The sequence below is a fragment of the Actinomyces sp. 432 genome, assembly GCF_009930875.1.
Classification (GTDB): Bacteria; Actinomycetota; Actinomycetes; order Actinomycetales; family Actinomycetaceae; genus Actinomyces.
The window spans coordinates 1935061-1953820 of sequence record NZ_CP025249.1 but is presented as its reverse complement, the minus strand read 5'-3'; the positions used below and the strand labels follow the sequence as shown (position 1 = coordinate 1953820).

Sequence of the window (18760 nt, the reverse complement as noted above, 5' to 3'; positions counted from 1 at the left end):
AGCATAGCGGGCGAACTGTGATGAACACGGCGCTGTCTGGTGGGCGACACGGCGCCCCCTGCTCGGTGGAGCCGTGACCAACGGAAGGCACAATTATGCCCATGGGTTCCATGATCCTTCCCCTCGTCGTCGTCCTAGTCGCCGCTCTGATCGTGCTCGGCCTGGTCGTCGCCGAGCGCTACCCGGTCGACACCTGGCGCGACCGGCTGCGCGACCTGGTCGGGGTGGCCAGGGAGAAGGAGGAGCACGTAACCGTGGTGCCGCAGGAGGCTCGGCTGGAGGACCTGATGACCCGGGACGACTCCGCCGTCTACGTCGGCACGGATTCCTTCTCCGGACTGGTGGACGTCGTGGAGAAGGCTATGGACACCGCCGAGTCCAAGGCCGCCGAGGTGCGTCGCAGCAAGGACGCCGCTGTGGCCCGACGCGCCCGGGAGACTGCTGCACAGCACTAACCGCCCTGTCGGCCCCCGGCGTGGGGCGTCCACACTTGCCCGCCCCCGTGGGCGATCAGGCATGATGGGTCCATGGATCTCTTGCTGATCGTCCTCATAGTCGTCATCGTGCTCGCCGTGGCCGGCGGAATCTGGTTCTACGCGGGCCGCAACCGTGGCGGTGAGGTGCCGCCGGAGGTCAGCGCTCACAAGCCCACCAGCGCCGACGACGTCCTGCTCGCCCCGCCGCAGGAGCAGACCGTCGAGGCCGAGGCCCGTCCCGGCCCGGCCCCGGCGGAAGCGGCACTCGAGCCCGTGGTGGCGGGCACGCAGGCCACCCTGGAGCGCCCCGAGTCCATTCCCGGACGCATGCAGCGACTGCGCTCGCGCCTGGCCGGCGCCGGCGGCTTCGGCCGGGCCATCCTCGCAGTCCTGTCCCGCGGGGACCTCACCGAGGCCGACTGGGAGGAGATCGAGGACACGCTGCTGACCTCCGACCTGGGACTCGAGGTCACTACGTCCCTCATGGATGAGTTGCGCACCCAGGCCAAGGTGCTGGACACCTCCGATCCCGCCGCCATCCGCGCCGTGCTGCGCCAGGAGCTGCTGAAGCTGGTAGGTCCCGGCATGGACCGCTCCCTGAACCTGGACAAGCCCGCCCCTGCCGAGGGCTGGAACGGCGCCGACGGCGAGCCGGCCGCCGCCGTGCTCATGGTCGGCGTCAACGGCACCGGCAAGACCACAACCTGCGGCAAGCTTGCCCGTGTGCTCGTTGCGGAGGACAAGAGCGTCGTCATGGGCGCAGCCGACACCTTCCGTGCCGCCGCCGCCGATCAGTTGACCACCTGGGGTGAGCGGGTCGGCGTCGAGGTCGTCCGCTCCGAGCGGGAGGGGGCCGATCCCGCCTCGGTCGCCTATGACGCCACCCGCGCGGCCGCCCGCGACGGCGTGGACGTGGTGGTGGTAGACACCGCCGGGCGCCTGCAGAACAAGGCCGGGCTCATGGATGAGCTGGGCAAGATCAAGCGGGTCATGGAGAAGGTCGCACCCGTGGGGGAGGTGCTGCTGGTGCTGGACGCCACCACCGGGCAGAACGGCATGCGCCAGGCGCAGGTATTCTCCGAGGCCGTCGGCATCACCGGCATCGTGCTGACCAAGCTGGACGGCACGGCCAAGGGCGGCATCGTGGTCACTGTGCAGAAGGAGCTGGGCGTGCCCGTCAAGCTGGTCGGCCTGGGTGAGGGTGCTGACGACTTGGCGCCCTTCGACCCGGAGGGCTTCGTAGACGCCCTGCTCGGCTGACCGCCTGCCGCGCGTTCGCGGTGCCTGCGGCCTCCTGTATGCCTGCACTGTGCGTGAGGGCCCGCACGTCCCCTAGGGTGGGACGGCGCGGGCCCTCGCCGCTATCCTGAAGCGTGCGCCGCGTTGCGCCGACCGGGTGGCGACGCGCACATCAGCCAGACCCTCCAACCACCTGCGCCATCGCGCCAAGGAAGGACACCGCGTGTTCGGCAACCTCTCCGACCGGCTCACCGCCTCGTTCAACTCGCTGCGCGGCAAGGGCCGCCTGAGCGAAGCGGACGTTGACGCCACCGTCTCCGAGATCCGCCGCGCCCTCCTCGAGGCTGACGTCGCCCTGCCGGTGGTGCGCTCCTTCACTGCCGCCGTGCGCGAGAAGGCCAAGGATGCCGCCCGCTCGCAGGCCCTGAACCCGGCCCAGCAGGTCGTGCGCATCGTCAACGACGAGCTCATCGAGGTCCTGGGCGGTGAGTCCCGGGAGCTGAACTGGGCCGACCGCGGTCCCACCATCATCATGCTGGCCGGTCTGCAGGGTGCCGGTAAGACCACACTGGCGGGCAAGCTCGGCCGCTGGCTCAAGCAGGAGCACAAGCGCACCCTCCTGGTCGCCTCTGACCTGCAGCGCCCCAACGCCGTCACCCAGCTCAGCGTGGTGGCCGAGCGCGCCGGGGTGGACGTATGGGCCCCTGAGCCGGGCAATGGCGTGGGCGACCCGGTTGCGGTGGCCCGCAGCGGCGTCGAGCAGGGGCGGGCGCACGGCTACGACGTCGTCGTCATCGACACCGCCGGCCGCCTGGGTGTGGACGCGGAGATGATGGATCAGGCCATCCGCATCCGCGACGCGGTGTCCCCTAACGAGATCCTGTTCGTGCTGGATGCCATGGTCGGTCAGGACGCCGTCAACACCTCCGTGGCCTTCCGCGACGGCGTGGGTTTCACCGGCGTGGTGCTGTCCAAGCTCGACGGCGACGCCCGCGGTGGTGCCGCCCTGTCCGTGCGCGGGGTCACCGGTGCGCCAGTGCTGTTCTCTTCCACCGGCGAGGGGCTGGACGACTTCGAGCGCTTCCACGCCGACCGCATGGCCTCCCGCATCCTGGACATGGGTGACCTGCTCACCCTGATCGAGCAGGCCGAACGCGCCTTCGATGAGAAGGAGGCCGAGGACGCCGCGGCGAAGCTCGCCTCCGGCACCTTCACCCTGGACGACTTCCTGTCCCAGCTGCGCCAGCTCCGCAAGATGGGATCGATGAAGAAGCTGCTGGGCATGATGCCCGGCATGGGGCAGATGCGCGAGGCCCTGGAGAACTTCGACGAGCGGGAGGTCGACCGCATCGAGGCGATCGTCTGCTCCATGACCCCGGCCGAGCGCCGCGACCTGTCCATTCTCAACGGCTCGCGCCGCTCCCGCATCGCCAAGGGCTCCGGCACCACCGTGCAGGCCGTTAACGAGCTGGTCAACCGCTTCGAGGCCGCCAAGAAGATGATGGAGGCCATGGCCGCAGGCGGCCCGAGTGCGCTGGGCGGTCCCGGTGGCATGCCCGGCATGGGCTCGCTGCCGTCAATGGGCAAGCGTTCGAAGGCCCGCCAGGCGCCGAAGGGCAAGAAGCGCAAGGGTGGCAAGAAGGGGCGCTCCGGCAACCCCGCCAAGGCCGCTCGGCAGGCTCGGGAGGCGGCCGCCGCCCGAGCCCAAAAGGACGTCACCGAATCACCCGCACCCGCACCGGCGGGCTCCGCCTTTGGCCTGGGCCAGTCCGCCGCCGCGGCGCCCAGCTACGGCATCATGCCGGGACAGGGAGCGGCAACCGCGGCGCAGTCGCAGCCGCAGCCGGGCGAAGACGAGGTTGCCGATGCCATGGCCGCCCTGCCGGAGGACCTGCGCCGTCACCTGGGCCTGGGCTGAGGAGCACCGACCTGATCGCGGAGCCCCAGCTCTTGCCGGGCACGTCGGTGACTTCCCCGGTCGCCTCTGTGGGGCTCACTGTGCGGGCATGTAGGCGACAACATCGGAGCCCACGAGGACGAGGATTAGATCATCGCTCATTCGCGCCAGGCCCCGATTCCCGCGGCTAGCCCGTGAGCGCTCCGGGACCAGGGCCTGTCCCGACTCGGTGTCGAGCACAACGGCCCACGCGCTCACCACTGGTCGTGAGCGGATCAACAGGCTGCCTCCATCGGCGGTCAGCATTGACAGGACCTGGTAGGAGGCGCCTTGGAGATAATCATCCATGAGCACACCATCGGGCAGGTCGATCTCGTTGTCGTTCAATATGCATGCAGAGGTGCTTCGGCACTGCAGGATCACATCCGCCCACTCGAAGTCTCCGTCGCGGTAGGCCGCGCGCAGCTGCGCGAGCATTGGCAACCCATCATTGGCGAGCACCACAGTGGGAGGCTCGTTGATGACGGGGAAGGGCTCGCCCTCCTGCCCGCTGGAGGTAATCAGGGTGGCTTGATCCCTGGAGTCGGACAGGCGCAACCAGCCGTCGCGCGCCGGAATGAATACGGAGGGGACCTCGGCGCTTGATGAACTGGCGGGCCAGTTGCCGTGAAGCGAGCCGTCCGCCAGAGACAGCAGGGCGTGGGCACGGGTGCTTCTGGACTCGATGTTCACCTGGGCCAGCAGCAATCCGTCTTCGGTGTTGCCGCCGGGACCGTAGCCGGGGATCGGATAGACCGAGTCCTCCTCGTAGCTCCGCTCCCACCGTTGCGAGGGGGCGCCGCCATTCCAGTCCCAGGCGGAGCACGTGGTGTCTCTGGCTGCGCCATATGCGCTGCGGCAGACGACGGCCACTTCTTCCGCGACGGAGGTGACGTTGCCGCTTTTCCCGGCCCAGGGAGCTTGTGTCAGGTCGCCGGTAGACGGGTCGAGCAGCAGGCGTCTGGCCACCAAGTATCCGCCCCACCACTGGCTGTAATCGTCAAAATACAGCCGGCTGATGTCTTCTCCGTCGTAGTCGTCGCCGGACCTGGTCCAAAGCTGCACGGGACCCGCGTCGGTGAGGCGGTAGCCGGTGACCTGCGCGGGCGTGTCCAGGTATCGGTTGGAGGCGATCACCAGGCAGTCTCCGGCGGAGAACGCCCACCAACTGGGAGTGTTGCGCAGTTCGCCCCGACCGCTGTCCAGGCGCCACTTCTCCGCCCAGCCGGTTGGGAGTGCGGGAGTGTCTAAGACGGTCGTCGTCGAGCAGCCGGTTTGTGCGGGCGGCTCCACCACGGGGTTAACGGTGCGTACCGTTGGGGATGCGGAGCCAGCAGAGATGCTGGTGTCATCCGTGAGTCCGAGTCGCCCTGAGAGGGCGCTGGCGCAGATGATTACCAGGACGGCGGCTGTAACTGCGGTGAGTGCTCGGCGCATCCCGATGTCCTTCGGACCTTGTGGCTTGCGTTTGCCCGAGCCGCGTGGCGACCCGCTTCCGAATGCCCGCGATGGGCCGAGCGGCCTGCGCGGCTGCGTGTTGCCAGGACGCGGCAGGTTGCTGGTCGAAGCTTTCGGCGGCGCTGAACGGGAGGACGCGCCGTTGGCGGTGGAGGGCCGCACGGGACTGGAGCCGATCAGCTCACGCGGTGGCCGGATGGAGGAGGGGGCCCGGGTGGCTGGATGCTGCGACGGGAGAACAGGCTCATGCCCCGAACATTACGGTACGGTCAACCGGGGTGGTGTGCAGTCTCGGAATTGAAAACCTGGGAGGGTTGTGTCCAATTCTTGTGCACGGGTCACCCGCCGTCGCCGCCTGGGGTACTCTCACACCCGCCCCGCCATCCCCGACGGACGGAATCAAGCGTGTCCGCTGCACTTACCGAGGCCCTGTCCGGCTTCGAGAGCTTTGTCTCCGGCAACATCCTGGTCTGGATACTTCTAGGTACCGGCCTGTACCTGACCATAAGCACTCGCGCAGTCCAGCTGCGCCTGTTCTTGCGCGCCGTGCGTCTGGTCGCGCACTCCCGCCACCAGCGCGGCTCCCTGTCCAGCTTCCAGGCCTTCGTGATCGGCCTGGGCGGGCGCGTGGGCACCGGCAATATCGCCGGCGTGGCCCTGGCCGTGACCCTTGGCGGCCCCGGCGCCCTGCTGTGGATGTGGGTGGTGGCGATTCTCGGTATGGCCACCAGCTTCGCCGAGTCGACCCTCGCCCAGGTCTTCAAGGTCCGCAATGCCGACGGCATCTTCCGCGGTGGGCCCGCCTACTACATGCAGCGGGGCATCGGCCGCGGCGCCCTGGGCGGGGGTATGGGCATCGCGTTCGCCGTGATGCTGGTGTTCTCCTACGGGCTCATCTTCCCCATGGTGCAGTCCAACACCATCGCCCTGACCCTGGCCGAGGCCCACGGCGTGAGCACCTCAGTCACGGCTGTCGTGCTGATGGTGCTCACCGCGCCGATCCTCCTGGCTGGCATGCGCGTAGTGGCCAAGGTGACTGAGTGGCTAGTCCCGCTGATGGCCCTGGCCTACCTGGTGGTGGTGCTGGTGGTCATCATCGTCTCGATCGACCGGGTTCCCGGTGTGTTCGCCGACATCTTCGCCGGAGCCTTCAACCTGCGCTCGGGGCTGGCCGGAACCGGCGGAGGCATCTTTGCCACCTTCCTCAACGGCACCAAGCGGGGACTGTTCTCCAACGAGGCCGGCCAGGGCTCCTCCCGAACGGTGCCGCCACCGCCGACGTCGCCCATCCCGTCACCCAGGGCCTGATCCAGGCGCTGGGCGTGTGCGTGGACACCCTGCTGATCTGCACGGCCACGGGGCTCACGATCCTGCTGGCCTCCCCGTCCGTCTATACCCCCGGGATACAGCCCCAGTGGGCCAAGACCACCCTCGTCCAGCATGCGCTGGCCGACGCCGTGCCCGGCAACTGGGTCATCTGGTTCATGAGCTTCGTGGTGCTCACCTTCGCCTACTCCTCGGTCCTGGGGTACTCGGCCTTCGCCGAGATCAATGTCAGCTACCTCGGCGGTGGGCGAGGGGCGGGCGTCGCACTGCGGCTGGCCATGACCGTCGCCACCGGTCTGGGCGCACTCGCCGCACTGGAACTGGCCTGGGTGCTGGCCGACGTCGCCCTGGCGCTGATGACGATCCTGAACCTGGTCGCCGTGCTGTGGCTGTCGCGGTGGGTACTGGCCGCGCTCAAGGACTACGACGCGCAGCTGCGCACGGGAGTCGCCGAGCCGGTGTTCGTCGCTCCCGGGAACCCGCTGCTGCCCGGTGAGCTGGACGGCGACGTGTGGACCGCGGACCGGGCCGTCCTGCGCCAGGAGAGCCTCCACGAAGAGATTTGAGCGCGAGCCCGCTTCCGGCGGGGCAGTAAGGCGCCGCCGGGGCAGGGCATGGCGGGTCGGTGCGGGCGCTGTGGGCGATATCGCACGTAATCCGTGCAGCGCAGGCGGCATGCGGCTGGCACACGGCGGCGTTGCTCTGGCAGAATGCACGGCTGTACTCGACCGTTCCCGGTCCCTCTCCCGGTGCGATCGCGTCTCGCCTTAACCGGCCTCCGCTGCTGTAACCCCACCGGGAGTCGGCATGGGCCAAACCATCGAGAACCAGGAGTTTCACCCAAGTGGCAGTTAAGATTCGCCTCAAGCGCCTCGGCAAGAAGTTCGCCCCCTTCTACCGGGTGGTCGTCGTCGATTCCCGCAAGAAGCGCGATGGTCGTGTCATCGAGGAGATCGGCGTTTACGACCCGATGCAGGAGCCCTCGCTCATTCGCATCGACTCCGAGCGGGCCCAGTACTGGCTCGGCGTAGGCGCGCAGCCCTCCGACGCCGTCTTCAACCTGCTCAAGATCACCGGCGACTACCACACCTTCAAGGGTCTCAAGGGAGTCAAGCCCCGCCTGAAGGTCAAGGACGCCGAGGCCGATGCCGCCGCGAAGCAGGCTGCCGTCAAGGCCGTTGCCGACGATGCCGAGAAGCGCAAGGCTGACGCCGCCGCCAAGCAGGCTGAGGCACAGGCGGCCGCCGCCGAGGAGACGGCCGAGGCCCCGGCCGAGGAGGCCTGACGTGCTCGCCGACGCACTCGAACACCTCGTGCGCGGCATCGTCGACAACCCCGACGACGTCACCGTCACGGCCCGGACGCTGCGACGCGGCGACCTGCTCGAGGTACGGGTCAACCCCGACGACCTCGGCCGCGTGATCGGCCGGTCGGGACGCACTGCGCGCGCCCTGCGCACCGTAGTCGGCGCCCTGGCGGACTCGCCGGTACGTGTGGACGTCGTTGACACGGACCGCCGCTGACGTCGGCGCGAAGTTCTACTAGTGCCGCCGCCCGCATCCCACCTCGGGGTGCGGGCGGCGGCACTGTTGCACGACCCTGGGCGGCACTGCACGACCTTGGTGTGTGTTGCACGACCCCGGGGTGGTCGTGGAACACACACCAAGGTCGTGGAACGCGGCCTGAGGCCGTGTGGTGCCTGCGATGGGGATGCGCGCGGCAGGGGCACACGCGGTAGGTTTAGGCCCGTGCTGCTAACCGTTGCCGTCATTGGTCCCGCCCATGCGCTCAAGGGCGAGGTCCGCCTGGAGATCCGCACCGACGACCCCGAGGGGCGGCTCGCCCCCGGCAGCGTGCTGCCGGCCGAACCCGCGGCCGGGCCGGCCGCCGCGGGGTACCTGACCGTATCCCGCCTGCGCTTCGACGGATCCCGCTGGTTCGCCGCCTTCGCCGAGGCCCGCGACCGCACCGGAGCCGAGGCACTGCGCGGCGTCAAGCTGCTGGTGGAGACCGACGCCGAGGAGCCGGAGGAGGACGACGACGCCTGGTACGCCCACGAGCTGACCGGACTCCGGGCCATCGAGCTCCTGCCCGACCACACCGTGCGGGAGCTCGGCGAGGTCAGCGGCCTGGAACCGGGCGTAGCCCAGGACCGGCTGCTGGTGCGCACCCCCGACGGGCAGGAGGTGGCCGTGCCCTTCGTGGAGGAACTGGTCCCGGAGATCGACCCAGACGCCGGCACCGTGACCATCGACCCGCCCGGTGGCCTGTTTCCCGGTGTGGGTGAGGCCGAGGAGGACCGGTGAGCCGCCCTGCAGCCGCAGCCGGGCCGCAGGCACGCCCGCCTGCCCCGGCATCCCTACGGCTGGATGTGGTGACGATCTTCCCTGAATACCTGCGGGTGCTGGACCTGTCCCTGATTGGGCGTGCCAATGCCGGGGGCCTACTGGACCTGTACGTACACGACCTGCGCGACTGGACCCATGACCGCCACCGCACCGTGGACGACACCCCGGTCGGCGGGGGAGCGGGCATGGTGATGAAGCCCGACGTGTGGGGCGCAGCCCTGGACGACGTCCTCGCCGCCGCCCTGCCCACTGACACGCCGGGAACGGGAGCAGCAGTTGCCGCTCCCACAGCGGGTACCAGCGCCGTGGGCACGCGCACGCCCCGTCGCGTCCTAGTGATCCCCACCCCCTCCGGTGCCCTGTTCACCCAGCGCACCGCAGAGGACCTGGCCGACGCGGACCAGCTCGTATTCGCCTGCGGACGCTATGAGGGCATCGACGCCCGTGTGGCCCAGCACTATGCAGCGAACGGCCTGGAGGTGTGCGAGGTGTCGATTGGCGACTACGTGCTCAACGGCGGGGAGGCCGCTGCGCTGGTCATGATCGAGGCCATCGCCCGTCTGCGGCCCGGCGTGCTGGGCAACCCAGAGTCCGTCGTCGAGGAATCGCATACCGGAGCCGGCCTGCTGGAGTATCCCGTCTACGCCAGGCCAGTCGCCTGGCGCGGCCTGGACCTGGCGGCCACCGAGCCGGAGCTCCTCTCCGGGGATCACGCCCGTGTCGCCCGCCACCGGCGTGACCAGGCGATTGCCCGCACGGCGGCTCGCCGCCCCGACCTGATCGCGCGCGCCGATCCTGCCCTGCTGGACGCCGGCGACCGCGTAGCCCTGGTGCGTAACGGCTGGGTCGCCCCGGCCGGGGCCACCAGGCCGGTACCGCTGGTGATTCGCCCGGCCTTGGAGGACGACCTGGAGCCGCTGGCGGAGTTGGCCGCGAGTACCTTCCCCGATGCCTGCCCGAGCTTCCTTACCGACGCGCAGATCGCCGCTCATATCGCCGTCAACCTCTCACCGCGGCGCCTGGCGGAATGGCTCGCGGATCCACGGGTGGTGCTCACGGTCGCCGAGCTGCCGGACGGCCTGCCGCCAGGGGCGGCCGACAGCGCGGGCCGCGCACCGCTGCCGGCCGGAGCCCTGGTCGGCTACAGCGCCGTGGTGGCCGAGGTCCCTGACGCCGACGGCGCCCTCCCGGTCGGCCTCGATCCGCGTCCACCGTCCGTGACCGTCCCGGCCGGCGCCGACGGCACCGACGGTATGGCCGCGGAGCTGTCCAAGGTGTACGTGGATGCAGGCCTGCGCGCCTCCGGGATAGCGGCCGCCCTACTCGCCGAGTGCATTTGCGACGCGGACACCATGGGCGCCACCACCTTGTGGCTGGGCACCAATGACGCTAACCGGCGCGCCCAGAAGGCGTACCGGCGCGCCGGCTTCCGCAAGGTGGGCACGCGCACCTACCAGGTAGGCGGCAGCCGCTGCCGCGACGTGGTCATGGCCCTGGACCCGCGCGGTGCGGCGCGCGTGAAATCCAGCACGTGACCCGGTTCGCCTGTATAGCGGAGCAACGCCTGTGGCAGACTGGACCGGCCTCGGGCCTCGAACCGCCTCTGCCACTGGGGAGGCGGCCAGGAGCAGGACCCGGAGGCGCCAGAACGCGGCATTCGTCGTCGGCCGGTACCCCGGTCGGGCGGGTCCGCCTGTTAAGCGCCCGCTGACCAGTGGCACGGACGTGGAGAGAATCAATGACCAACCTGATCGACCAGATCAACGCCGCCTCTGTGCGCGACGACATCCCGAAGTTCCGGGCCGGTGACACCCTCAGGGTCCACGTGCGAGTCGTAGAGGGCTCCCGCACCCGCGTCCAGGTCTTCCAGGGCGTGGTGATCGCCCGCAAGGGCTCCGGCGTGTCGGAGACCTTCACGATCCGCAAGGTCTCCTTCGGTGTTGGCGTGGAGCGCACCTTCCCGGTGAACACGCCGACCATTGAGAAGATCGAGGTCGTCACGCGCGGAGACGTGCGCCGGGCCAAGCTGTACTACCTGCGCAACCTGCACGGCAAGGCTGCGAAGATCAAGGAGTACCGCGCCAACTGACGGCTCGGCCTTCTCCGAGCCCTGGTGCCCGGGGCCTGCGGGTCCCGGGCACCGGCTTATCCCCGTCCCGACTCTGAAACCGTCCAGCCACTAATGCGAGAGGGAAACGGTGACAGCACCGCAGGAAGACGCCGTCGAGCTGCCTGACGCCAGCACCCCTGTCCCGGTGGCTTCCGAGGAACGCACCCGCGGGGTGGACAGCGCCGAGACACCGGATGATGCCGACGCCGGCGCGCTGCCGCCCTCCTACCGGCCGGTGCGCCGGCCCAAGCCCCTGGCCGCGCCCGCACGCGCAGGTGCTGAGCCCGCCGAGCCGCGGCGCCGCGGCTCAACCCTGCTGATCGTGCTGGCGGTACTGGTCGTAGTCGCCCTGGTCAAGACCTTCGTGGTCCAGATCTTCGGGATCCCCTCCGGCTCGATGGAGGACACCCTGCGGGAGGGCGACCGGGTGGCCGTGACCATGTACGACTCCGGCGACGTCGACCGCGGCGACATCGTAGTCTTCTCCGACCCGGACAACTGGCTCACGGTCACCGAGCCCACCGGTCTGCGGGGATTGGTACAGGACACGCTCATCTTCCTGCACCTGCTGCCCGAGAATACCGGCCACTACCTGATCAAGCGCGTCATCGGCGTGGGCGGGGACCACATTGTGGCCGACGGCAACGGCTCATTGTCGATCAACGGCGTCGAGGTCGACGAGCCCTACCTGAAACCTGGCCGCTCCGCCTCCGATGTCGCCTTCGATGTCACTGTCCCCGAGGGCTACGTGTGGGTAATGGGGGACAACCGCTCCAACTCGGCCGACTCCCGCTTCCACCAGGACGACGTTAACGGCGGGTTCGTCCCCCTGGATGACGTGGCCGGGATCGCCAAGATCGTGCTCTGGCCCTCCTCGCGCTGGTCCACCCTCTCCGACGGCGGTGCCTTCGACGCCGTGCCCGATGCCACCACTAGCACCGGCGCCCAGCCGTGAGCCCCGTCCGTATCCTCCCGGATCGTGAGCTGGAGGCCCGGCTCCTGGCCGAGTTCGAGCTGGTCGGCGGCATGGATGAGGTGGGGCGCGGGTCCCTGGCCGGGCCCGTCAGCGTCGGCCTGGCCATCGTCTCCCGCGATACGGCTCCCGTATTTCCCCCGGGGCTGGCCGATTCCAAGCAGCTGACGCCCCGACGTCGGGAGGCGCTTGTGGCGCCCTGCCGCGGCTGGGTGGCCGACTACGCCGTCGCCCATGCAGCTCCGGCGGAGATAGACGCGTTGGGTATCCTCGGCGCCCTGCGCCTGGCCGGGCAAAGAGCCCTGGCGCAAGTGGAGGCACGAGGTCACCTGCCCGGCGCCCTCATCCTGGACGGCACTGTTGACTGGCTGCGCGGCCAATCCCGCCCGGCCGCACCGGCCTGCGCCGGGGAGAAGGAGGCGGCCCCGCTGCCGGAGGTGCACACTCGGGCCAAAGCGGACGCCCACTGCGCCGTCGTCGCAGCGGCCTCGGTAATGGCGAAGGTTGAGCGTGATGCGCTCATGACCGCCCTGCCCGACCCCGGCTACGACTGGGCGCGCAATAAGGGCTACGCCTCACCCGCCCACATCGAGGCACTGGCCCGGCTGGGCGCCAGCGACTTGCACCGCCGCTCCTGGCGCCTGCCCGGACTGGAGCGCTTCACCGCCGGGTAGGTGGGGTGCCCGAGCCGATGGGTATCAGGCGGTGAGTGCGAGCGCCTCCTACGCGTCTGCTAGCGCGCGGGCCGATCCCCGGCTGTGGCCGACGCGCCCTTTGCGCTTCCTGTCGGATGGGACGCCCATTGGGCATGATGACCGGGTGAGTGCTGAAGATCTGGAGTCGTATGAGAACGACTTGGAGCTCGACCTGTACCGCGAGTACCGCGACGTCATCTCCCTGTTCTCCTATGTCGTCGAGACGGAGCGCCGCTTCTACCTGGCCAACGCCGTGGACGTGCAGGTGCGCACCAACGGCGGGGAGGTGTTCTTCGAGCTGACCCTTGAGGACGCCTGGGTCTGGGACATCTATCGCGCCAGCCGCTTCGTGAAGTCCGTGCACGTGGTCACCTTCAAGGACGTCAATGTTGAGGAGCTGACCAAGCCGGAGATCGACGTCCCCTCCTGACGCTGTCGGCCTCGGCTGATCATCCGCGAGACGTGGGCCTGCGAGCTGCCGTCTGTAGCCGCCGCCACACCCCATTGCCCGGCTCCGCCGAGGCGTGTGCTCGTCCCTTGCGTACGCGTTCGCCTCCGACGACGCGTCCTGGAGCTTTCCCCGCGCCGACTCCGCTGAAGACTCGAAAACACGTGCCTGGGGCGGGAGCCTTGGCGGGAGACGTAAGTCAGGGGGCGCGGAGGCGGTCACCGTGCATCAGGCCGCGCGTACTTAGCGGTGCGCTCACTCAGCCGGGACTTCACCGGCGTCCACAGGCACTGTTCGCGCACCCCCAGTCCACAGGGCTCAAACCGCCCGCTGGCCCCCGTCACGCCGCGCGGGCACGCTGGTGTCGGAGGTTAAGCCATGTCAACCGCACCGAACGCCGCACAGTCCCAAGCCGAATACTTTGGCGGACCCGTGATGCCGACCGCCCCGCCGTCCCCGGCCGCCGCACTGCCATCCGCGGCGGTTGCCCCGCCGGACGATCCAGGCTCCGAAGGGTCGCCCGGGACTGACTCCCGCCGTCTGATCGGCCAGCGTGGAGAGGCCATCGCGGCCCGCTACCTCACTGACTTGGGCTGGCGCATCCTGGATCGCAACTGGAGGCCCGGCCCGGGTCTGCGCGGCGAGATCGACGTCGTCGCCCTGGAGCCACGGCCGACGGGACCCGGTGTACTCGTGATCGTGGAGGTCAAGACCCGTACCTCTGCCGTGGCCGGTCCGCCCGCGGCCGCCGTCGGCCCGCTGAAGCTGCTTCGCCTGCGCTCGCTTGCCGTTGCCTGCGCTGCCGCACACTCCGTACCGCATTCGGCCCTGCGCCTGGATGTGGTCTCCGTCGAGTTGCGCGCTGGCCGTCCGGCCCTGCTGCGGCACCATCGTGGGGTGGGGGACTGATGGGACTGGCACGCGCCCTCGCAGTCACCCTGACCGGACTGGCGGGGCACCTGGTGGAGGTTGAGGCTCATTCCGCCCATGGCCTGCCCGGGTTCACGCTTGTTGGATTGCCTGATACAGCCGTGCGCGAATCGCGTGAACGTGTCCGCGCAGCCTTGTCCACGTGCGGTGTTACCTGGGGTGAGCACCGTCTCACGGTGAATCTCTCCCCGGCCGACCTACCCAAGTCCGGTACCGGATTCGACCTGGCTCTGGCCCTGGCGGTACTGGGCGCGCGCGGTCAATTGCCCGAGCGCGCCGTGAACCACATGGCTCGCACCGTATACATCGGGGAACTCGGACTGGACGGATCCGTTCATCCGGTGCGTGGCATCCTGCCGGCTGTTCGCGCCGCCGCCGACGCCGGGGTGACCGAGGTGGTGGTCGCCGCCGGCGCAGGCAGGGAGGCGGCCCTGGTGCCGGGCGTGGATGTCACCGCCGTCAGCCATATCGGCGAGCTGCTGGAACGCTACGGCGGGAAGCTGCACGGAAGGTCCCGGGAGCTCATGCGCCGCGCCCATCGGCAGGCAGCTGCGCAGGCCCACCGGCCGCCAGATGCACCCGTGCCGATGCGGGAACCGGATCTGGCCGATGTCGTCGGTCAGACGCAGGCGCGCCGTGCCTTGGAGGTGGCGGCTGCCGGCGGGCACCACCTCCTGCTGGTAGGCCCGCCCGGGGCAGGCAAGACCATGCTTGCCGAGCGCCTGCCCTCCATCCTCCCGCCCCTTGACCCTGAGGACGCTGTCACCGTCACCTCGATCCACTCGCTGGCCGGTACCTTCAACGCCGACGCCGGGCTGCTCGCCCGCCCGCCGCTGCGGGCGCCCCATCACACCGCCACCCGGGCGGCGGTGGTCGGTGGAGGCTCCGGGGTCCCCCGCCCGGGAGACGTCTCGTTGGCACACCGTGGCGTGCTGTTCCTGGATGAGGCCCCCGAGTTTCCTGCCGGTGTGCTCGACTGCCTGCGTCAGCCCCTGGAGTCTGGCTATGTCACGATCGACCGGGTTGGGGGACGCGCCACCTACCCGGCGGCCTTCCAGCTGGTGTTGGCCGCCAATCCCTGTCCCTGCGGGCGCGCCACCGGCCGCGGCCTGGAGTGCACCTGCACCTCCTTGCAACGGCGCCGCTACTTCTCCCGCCTGTCCGGCCCTCTGCTGGACCGGGTGGACATTCAAGTGGAGGTTGCGGCGGTTACCGCCGATGAGCTTGCCGCCACGGGAACTGGTGAGTCCAGTGCCGTGGTTGCCGGTCGCGTCGCCGAGGCTCGGGCACGGGCTGCTCGGCGGCTGGCGGACACGCCGTGGCGCCTGATGGGGGAGGTGCCCGGCGGCTGGCTGCGGTCGCCCGCATCCGGAACCGACCCCTCCCTGCTCGCCCCGCTTATGACCGCCCTGGACCGCGGTGACCTGTCCCTGCGGGGCGTGGACCGCGTGCTGCGGCTGGCCTGGACCCTGGCCGACCTCGGTTCCCGTCCCGCCCCCACCCCCACAGACATCGGTGCCGCCCTGGCACTGCGCACGAGAGGAGCACGTCCATGAGCGAGCCCGTACCCGTATCCGACTCGGCGCCCACGGTGGAGTCCGCAGCGGACCCCGGCACAGGCACTCGCCCGCTGCCCGGTACCGCCGCCGGGCAGGCCGAGACCTTAGCCCGGGCGACCTGGTCGCGGCTGGCCGAGCCCGCTGACGCCCACGCCTGCGCCCTGGTTGGCGGCCTCGGCGCGACCGGGGCGCTGGCCTGGCTCACTCAGGAGGCGCTGGATGCCGACGGCCGACCCCGGCCCGCACCGCGTCCGCCGCTGCCGCCCCGTGGGGATGCCGGCCGTGCCAGCGCCGACTGGGCCGTGGCCGCCGGCCGCTGGGCGCCGCGCCTGCGGGGCCTGGACATCCGCCGCGAGTTGGACGTGCTGGAACGCTTGGGCGGTAGCCTGATTCTGCCCGGCGACCCGTGGTGGCCGACGGGGCTGAACGACCTGGAGCGCCCACCCCACTGCCTGTGGGTCCGCGGCGATCCCGCCCTGCTCGTTTCCCGCTGTAGTACCGAGCAGGTTGGCGACGTTGCTCTTGACACACCACGAATGCGTGAGGACCTGGTGCCCGCCGGGCCGGGCACGGGGCGCGCACTCGCCCTGGTCGGGGCGCGCGCCTCCACCGACTACGGCGAGCGCGTGACCACCGATATGGCCAGTGGCCTGGCGGCAGGGGGAGTCGTGGTCGTCTCCGGGGGCGCCTTCGGCATTGACGCCGCCGCCCACCGTGGTGCCCTGCGTACCGGCGCCACCGTGTCCGTGTCCGCCGGGGGAGTGGATCGTCTCTACCCGGCCGGCAACGCCGACGTGCTGGAGGAGGTCATAGCCAATGGGGCCCTGGTGGCGGAGGTACCGCCCGGCTGCCAGCCCGGCCGCCACCGCTTCCTGACTCGCAACCGGTTGATTGCCGCCATGAGCGACGCCACGGTCATCGTGGAGGCCGCCTGGCGTTCCGGAGCCCTGTCCACCGCCCACCACGCCATGGAGGTAGGCAGACCGGTGGGGGCCGTGCCGGGACCGGTGACCTCGATGGCCTCGGTGGGCTGCCATCGGCTGCTGCGCCAGGGGGCCGTCTGTGTCACCGATGCTGACGAGGCACTGGAGCTGGTCGCACCCCTGGGGACCACCGACCCCGACGGCTGCAAGGCCGAGGACCCGGCCAATGCGGGATCCGGGCTGCTCGATGGCCTGGATGGGCCTGCGGCTGTAGTCATGGATGCGCTGCCGGCCCGCGCCGATGCCAGCGTGGAATCGGTCGCGCGTGCGGCGGGGCTGAGCGAGCACGAGACCATCGCCGCCCTGGGACTGCTGGAGCTCGAAGGCCGGGTGGAGCGCCGTGGTGCCGCCTGGCGCCGCGCCCGCGGGCGCCGGTGAGTGCGGTGCCCGTTTGCATCGGGCGTCGAGCCGATTGCGCGCGCCTGCCCCAGGCCTTGCTCCGATATGCCTCAGCGCCCGGCGCCGCAGCGGGACAGAACCACGCAACCTGGATTAAGCGGAGGGCCTGTGCGGCTTTTCGTGTTTGTGGGTGTGGGGGTTTGAGCTGGGGCTGTCGGTGTTGGTTGTGCTCGGGGCCCTGTTTGACGAGAACCGGCCCATCAGGTGGTTGTGTTCGGGTGTAGGAGGTCGTCCTCGTCAGCCCGAGAACGACCCCCGCGCGGCGAAAACGTCCTCGCCAACCCGAAAACGTCCCCAGCGCGGCGAAAACTGGACTGGAGGGTTGTTTTCGGACTTGGGGGATGGCTGTCGTTCCCCGTGATCTGATAGTTAGGATGGTGGATGTGACTAAGGCGAAGTACTCCGAGGAGTTTCGTGAGCAGGTTGCTCGCGAGGTGGTGGATAAGGAGCGGTCGATCGCGTCGGTCGCGGCCTCTTATGGTTTGGTGGCGCAGACCGTGGGCAACTGGGTCGCTAAATACAGAAAGCAGCACGCCGGCGCCCGGGAGCAGAAGGAAGCCACGGATGCGGAGGAGTTGGCCCGGCTGAAGGCGGAGAACTATAAGCTTCGGATGGAGAATGAGTTCCTAAAAAAAGCGGCGGCCTTCTTCGCGAAGGAGCAAGAGTGACTCGCATCTACGAGTTCATCCACAGCGAGGAAGGCAACTACCCGGTCGCCTGGATGTGCCAGTGGGCGAAGGTCTCCAAGTCCGGTTACTACAACTGGCTGAGCAGGCCCGAATCGGCCACCGCGATCCGCAGAAAGGAGCTCGGTGTGCTTGTTGAGAAGATCTTCGCCGAGTCCGGTGGTACCTACGGGTACCGTCGGGTGGTTGCCACCCTGGACTGGCAGGGGGTGCCGGCCGACCCCGGCACGGTCAGGTCGATCATGCGGGAGCTGGGCTTGAGGGCCGCGCGGCCGCGCCGGAAGGTCCGTACTACGGTTCCAGCGGAGGACCTGGATGAGCGGCCTGATCTGGTGTGCCGTGACTTCACCGCGCCCGCTCCGGGGGTCAAGTGGTGTGGGGATATCACCTACATTCCTACTTGGGCGGGGTTCGTGTACCTGGCGACGGTATTGGACTGTTGCACAAAGAAGGTGGTGGGGTATGCGTTGGCGGATCATATGCGCACCGAACTGGTCTGTGAGGCGATTGATATGGCGGCCCGCAACTGCAAGCCGACCCGTGGGGTGACGATCTTCCATTCTGACCGCGGGTCGCAGTACACCTCCCAGGCCTTCGCCGACCACCTGGCCTCTTATGGGATTCGGCCGTCGGTGGGGCGTACGGGGGTGTGTTGGGACAACGCGTGGGCGGAGTCGTTCAACGCGACATTGAAGAATGAGCGCGTGTATCGTATGGTCTACCCCACGCGGGATAAGGCGATAAGGGATGTGGCGGCGTGGATTGAATTGACCTATAATCAAAGACGTTTGCACTCGGGGATCGGGTACCGCACACCCAACCAGTTCGAACGCGAGCTACAGCAGGCCGCCACCCCGAAAGCAGCCTGACAAACACACAACAACACCGTGTCCAAAAACACCCAGCATTCCAAACGTCCTCGTGCGCCCGAAACCCTCCACGATGTGGAGGGTGTGGGGCGAATGAGGTCGTATTCGGCCAGCGCGGGTTAGTCGAGTACGACCTCACACGCCCGAGAACGACCTCGTCATCCCCGAAACGACCCGCTGCGCCCGGTCGAGTACGACCTCGCCAGCCCGAGAACGTCCCCCACGCGGCGAAAACGTCCTCACCAGCCCGAGAACGTCCTCATTAGCCCCGAAACGACCCGCTGCGCCCGGTCGAGTATGACCTCGTCGGCCCGAGAACGTCCTC

17 protein-coding genes and 1 pseudogene are annotated in these 18760 nt (G+C 69.3%); 17 read left to right on the top strand and 1 reads right to left on the bottom strand.

What is annotated here, in order from left to right; all coding sequences use genetic code 11:
* Nucleotides 1–101 precede the first annotated feature (101 nt).
* The 3 genes from CWT12_RS08170 to ffh all read left to right on the top strand — a co-directional run bounded on the left by CWT12_RS08170 (nucleotide 102) and on the right by ffh (nucleotide 3633).
* Complete coding sequence (locus CWT12_RS08170; RefSeq protein WP_161924409.1) at nucleotides 102–455, top strand: hypothetical protein; 354 nt, start codon at nucleotides 102–104, stop codon at nucleotides 453–455.
* A 72-nt stretch (nucleotides 456–527) separates the two neighbouring features.
* Nucleotides 528–1736 (top strand): signal recognition particle-docking protein FtsY, encoded by a 1209-nt coding sequence (ftsY, locus tag CWT12_RS08165; RefSeq protein WP_161924408.1) that lies wholly within the window; start codon nucleotides 528–530, stop codon nucleotides 1734–1736.
* Nucleotides 1737–1938: 202 nt separating this feature from the next.
* The gene (gene ffh / locus CWT12_RS08160; RefSeq protein WP_161924407.1) at nucleotides 1939–3633 is read left to right on the top strand and encodes a signal recognition particle protein; all 1695 of its coding nucleotides are present in this window, start codon (nucleotides 1939–1941) and stop codon (nucleotides 3631–3633) included.
* A 75-nt stretch (nucleotides 3634–3708) separates the two neighbouring features.
* Here ffh and CWT12_RS08155 read toward each other — a convergent pair whose 3' ends face one another.
* Nucleotides 3709–5088 (bottom strand): hypothetical protein, encoded by a 1380-nt coding sequence (locus CWT12_RS08155; RefSeq protein WP_161924406.1) that lies wholly within the window; start codon nucleotides 5086–5088, stop codon nucleotides 3709–3711.
* 243 nt (nucleotides 5089–5331) lie between these two features.
* On the opposite strand from CWT12_RS08155, the pseudogene CWT12_RS14695 reads away from it, so the two are divergent.
* The 14 genes and pseudogenes from CWT12_RS14695 to CWT12_RS08085 all read left to right on the top strand — a co-directional run bounded on the left by CWT12_RS14695 (nucleotide 5332) and on the right by CWT12_RS08085 (nucleotide 18435).
* A pseudogene (locus CWT12_RS14695) lies at nucleotides 5332–7001 on the top strand (alanine/glycine:cation symporter family protein).
* A 278-nt stretch (nucleotides 7002–7279) separates the two neighbouring features.
* A complete protein-coding gene (rpsP, locus tag CWT12_RS08145) occupies nucleotides 7280–7720 on the top strand; it encodes a 30S ribosomal protein S16 (RefSeq protein ID WP_161924405.1) in 441 nt (146 codons plus the stop codon).
* Between the two features lies 1 nt (nucleotide 7721).
* Nucleotides 7722–7958 (top strand): RNA-binding protein, encoded by a 237-nt coding sequence (locus CWT12_RS08140; RefSeq protein ID WP_108967793.1) that lies wholly within the window; start codon nucleotides 7722–7724, stop codon nucleotides 7956–7958.
* Nucleotides 7959–8183: 225 nt separating this feature from the next.
* Nucleotides 8184–8741, top strand: a complete 558-nt coding sequence (gene rimM, locus CWT12_RS08135; protein WP_161924404.1) for a ribosome maturation factor RimM — start codon at nucleotides 8184–8186, stop codon at nucleotides 8739–8741.
* Nucleotides 8738–10318: a tRNA (guanosine(37)-N1)-methyltransferase TrmD gene (gene trmD, locus CWT12_RS08130; RefSeq protein ID WP_161924403.1), complete on the top strand. Its 1581-nt coding sequence runs from the start codon at nucleotides 8738–8740 to the stop codon at nucleotides 10316–10318. Before rimM ends, trmD begins: the two co-directional genes overlap by 4 nt.
* A gap of 203 nt (nucleotides 10319–10521) precedes the next feature.
* Entirely contained in the window at nucleotides 10522–10872 is a 351-nt protein-coding gene (rplS, locus tag CWT12_RS08125) for a 50S ribosomal protein L19 (protein WP_161924402.1), read from the top strand.
* Nucleotides 10873–10981: 109 nt separating this feature from the next.
* Nucleotides 10982–11848 (top strand): signal peptidase I, encoded by an 867-nt coding sequence (gene lepB, locus CWT12_RS08120; protein WP_237564098.1) that lies wholly within the window; start codon nucleotides 10982–10984, stop codon nucleotides 11846–11848.
* Nucleotides 11845–12540 (top strand): ribonuclease HII, encoded by a 696-nt coding sequence (locus tag CWT12_RS08115; RefSeq protein ID WP_202616174.1) that lies wholly within the window; start codon nucleotides 11845–11847, stop codon nucleotides 12538–12540. The genes lepB and CWT12_RS08115 overlap by 4 nt, the downstream gene beginning before the upstream one ends.
* 145 nt (nucleotides 12541–12685) lie before the next feature.
* Nucleotides 12686–12991: a DUF2469 domain-containing protein gene (locus CWT12_RS08110; RefSeq protein WP_161924401.1), complete on the top strand. Its 306-nt coding sequence runs from the start codon at nucleotides 12686–12688 to the stop codon at nucleotides 12989–12991.
* Nucleotides 12992–13387: 396 nt separating this feature from the next.
* On the top strand, nucleotides 13388–13918 hold the full coding sequence (locus CWT12_RS08105; protein WP_237564097.1) for a YraN family protein: 531 nt from the start codon (nucleotides 13388–13390) through the stop codon (nucleotides 13916–13918).
* Nucleotides 13918–15495, top strand: coding sequence for a YifB family Mg chelatase-like AAA ATPase (locus tag CWT12_RS08100; RefSeq protein ID WP_161924400.1), 1578 nt, complete (start codon nucleotides 13918–13920; stop codon nucleotides 15493–15495). Before CWT12_RS08105 ends, CWT12_RS08100 begins: the two co-directional genes overlap by 1 nt.
* Entirely contained in the window at nucleotides 15492–16859 is a 1368-nt protein-coding gene (locus CWT12_RS08095) for a DNA-processing protein DprA (protein WP_161924399.1), read from the top strand. The genes CWT12_RS08100 and CWT12_RS08095 overlap by 4 nt, the downstream gene beginning before the upstream one ends.
* Nucleotides 16860–17221: 362 nt before the next feature.
* Nucleotides 17222–17548: a transposase gene (locus CWT12_RS08090; protein ID WP_161924331.1), complete on the top strand. Its 327-nt coding sequence runs from the start codon at nucleotides 17222–17224 to the stop codon at nucleotides 17546–17548.
* Nucleotides 17545–18435, top strand: coding sequence for an IS3 family transposase (locus CWT12_RS08085; RefSeq protein WP_161924332.1), 891 nt, complete (start codon nucleotides 17545–17547; stop codon nucleotides 18433–18435). The genes CWT12_RS08090 and CWT12_RS08085 overlap by 4 nt, the downstream gene beginning before the upstream one ends.
* The last annotated feature ends 325 nt before the right edge of the window (nucleotides 18436–18760 follow it).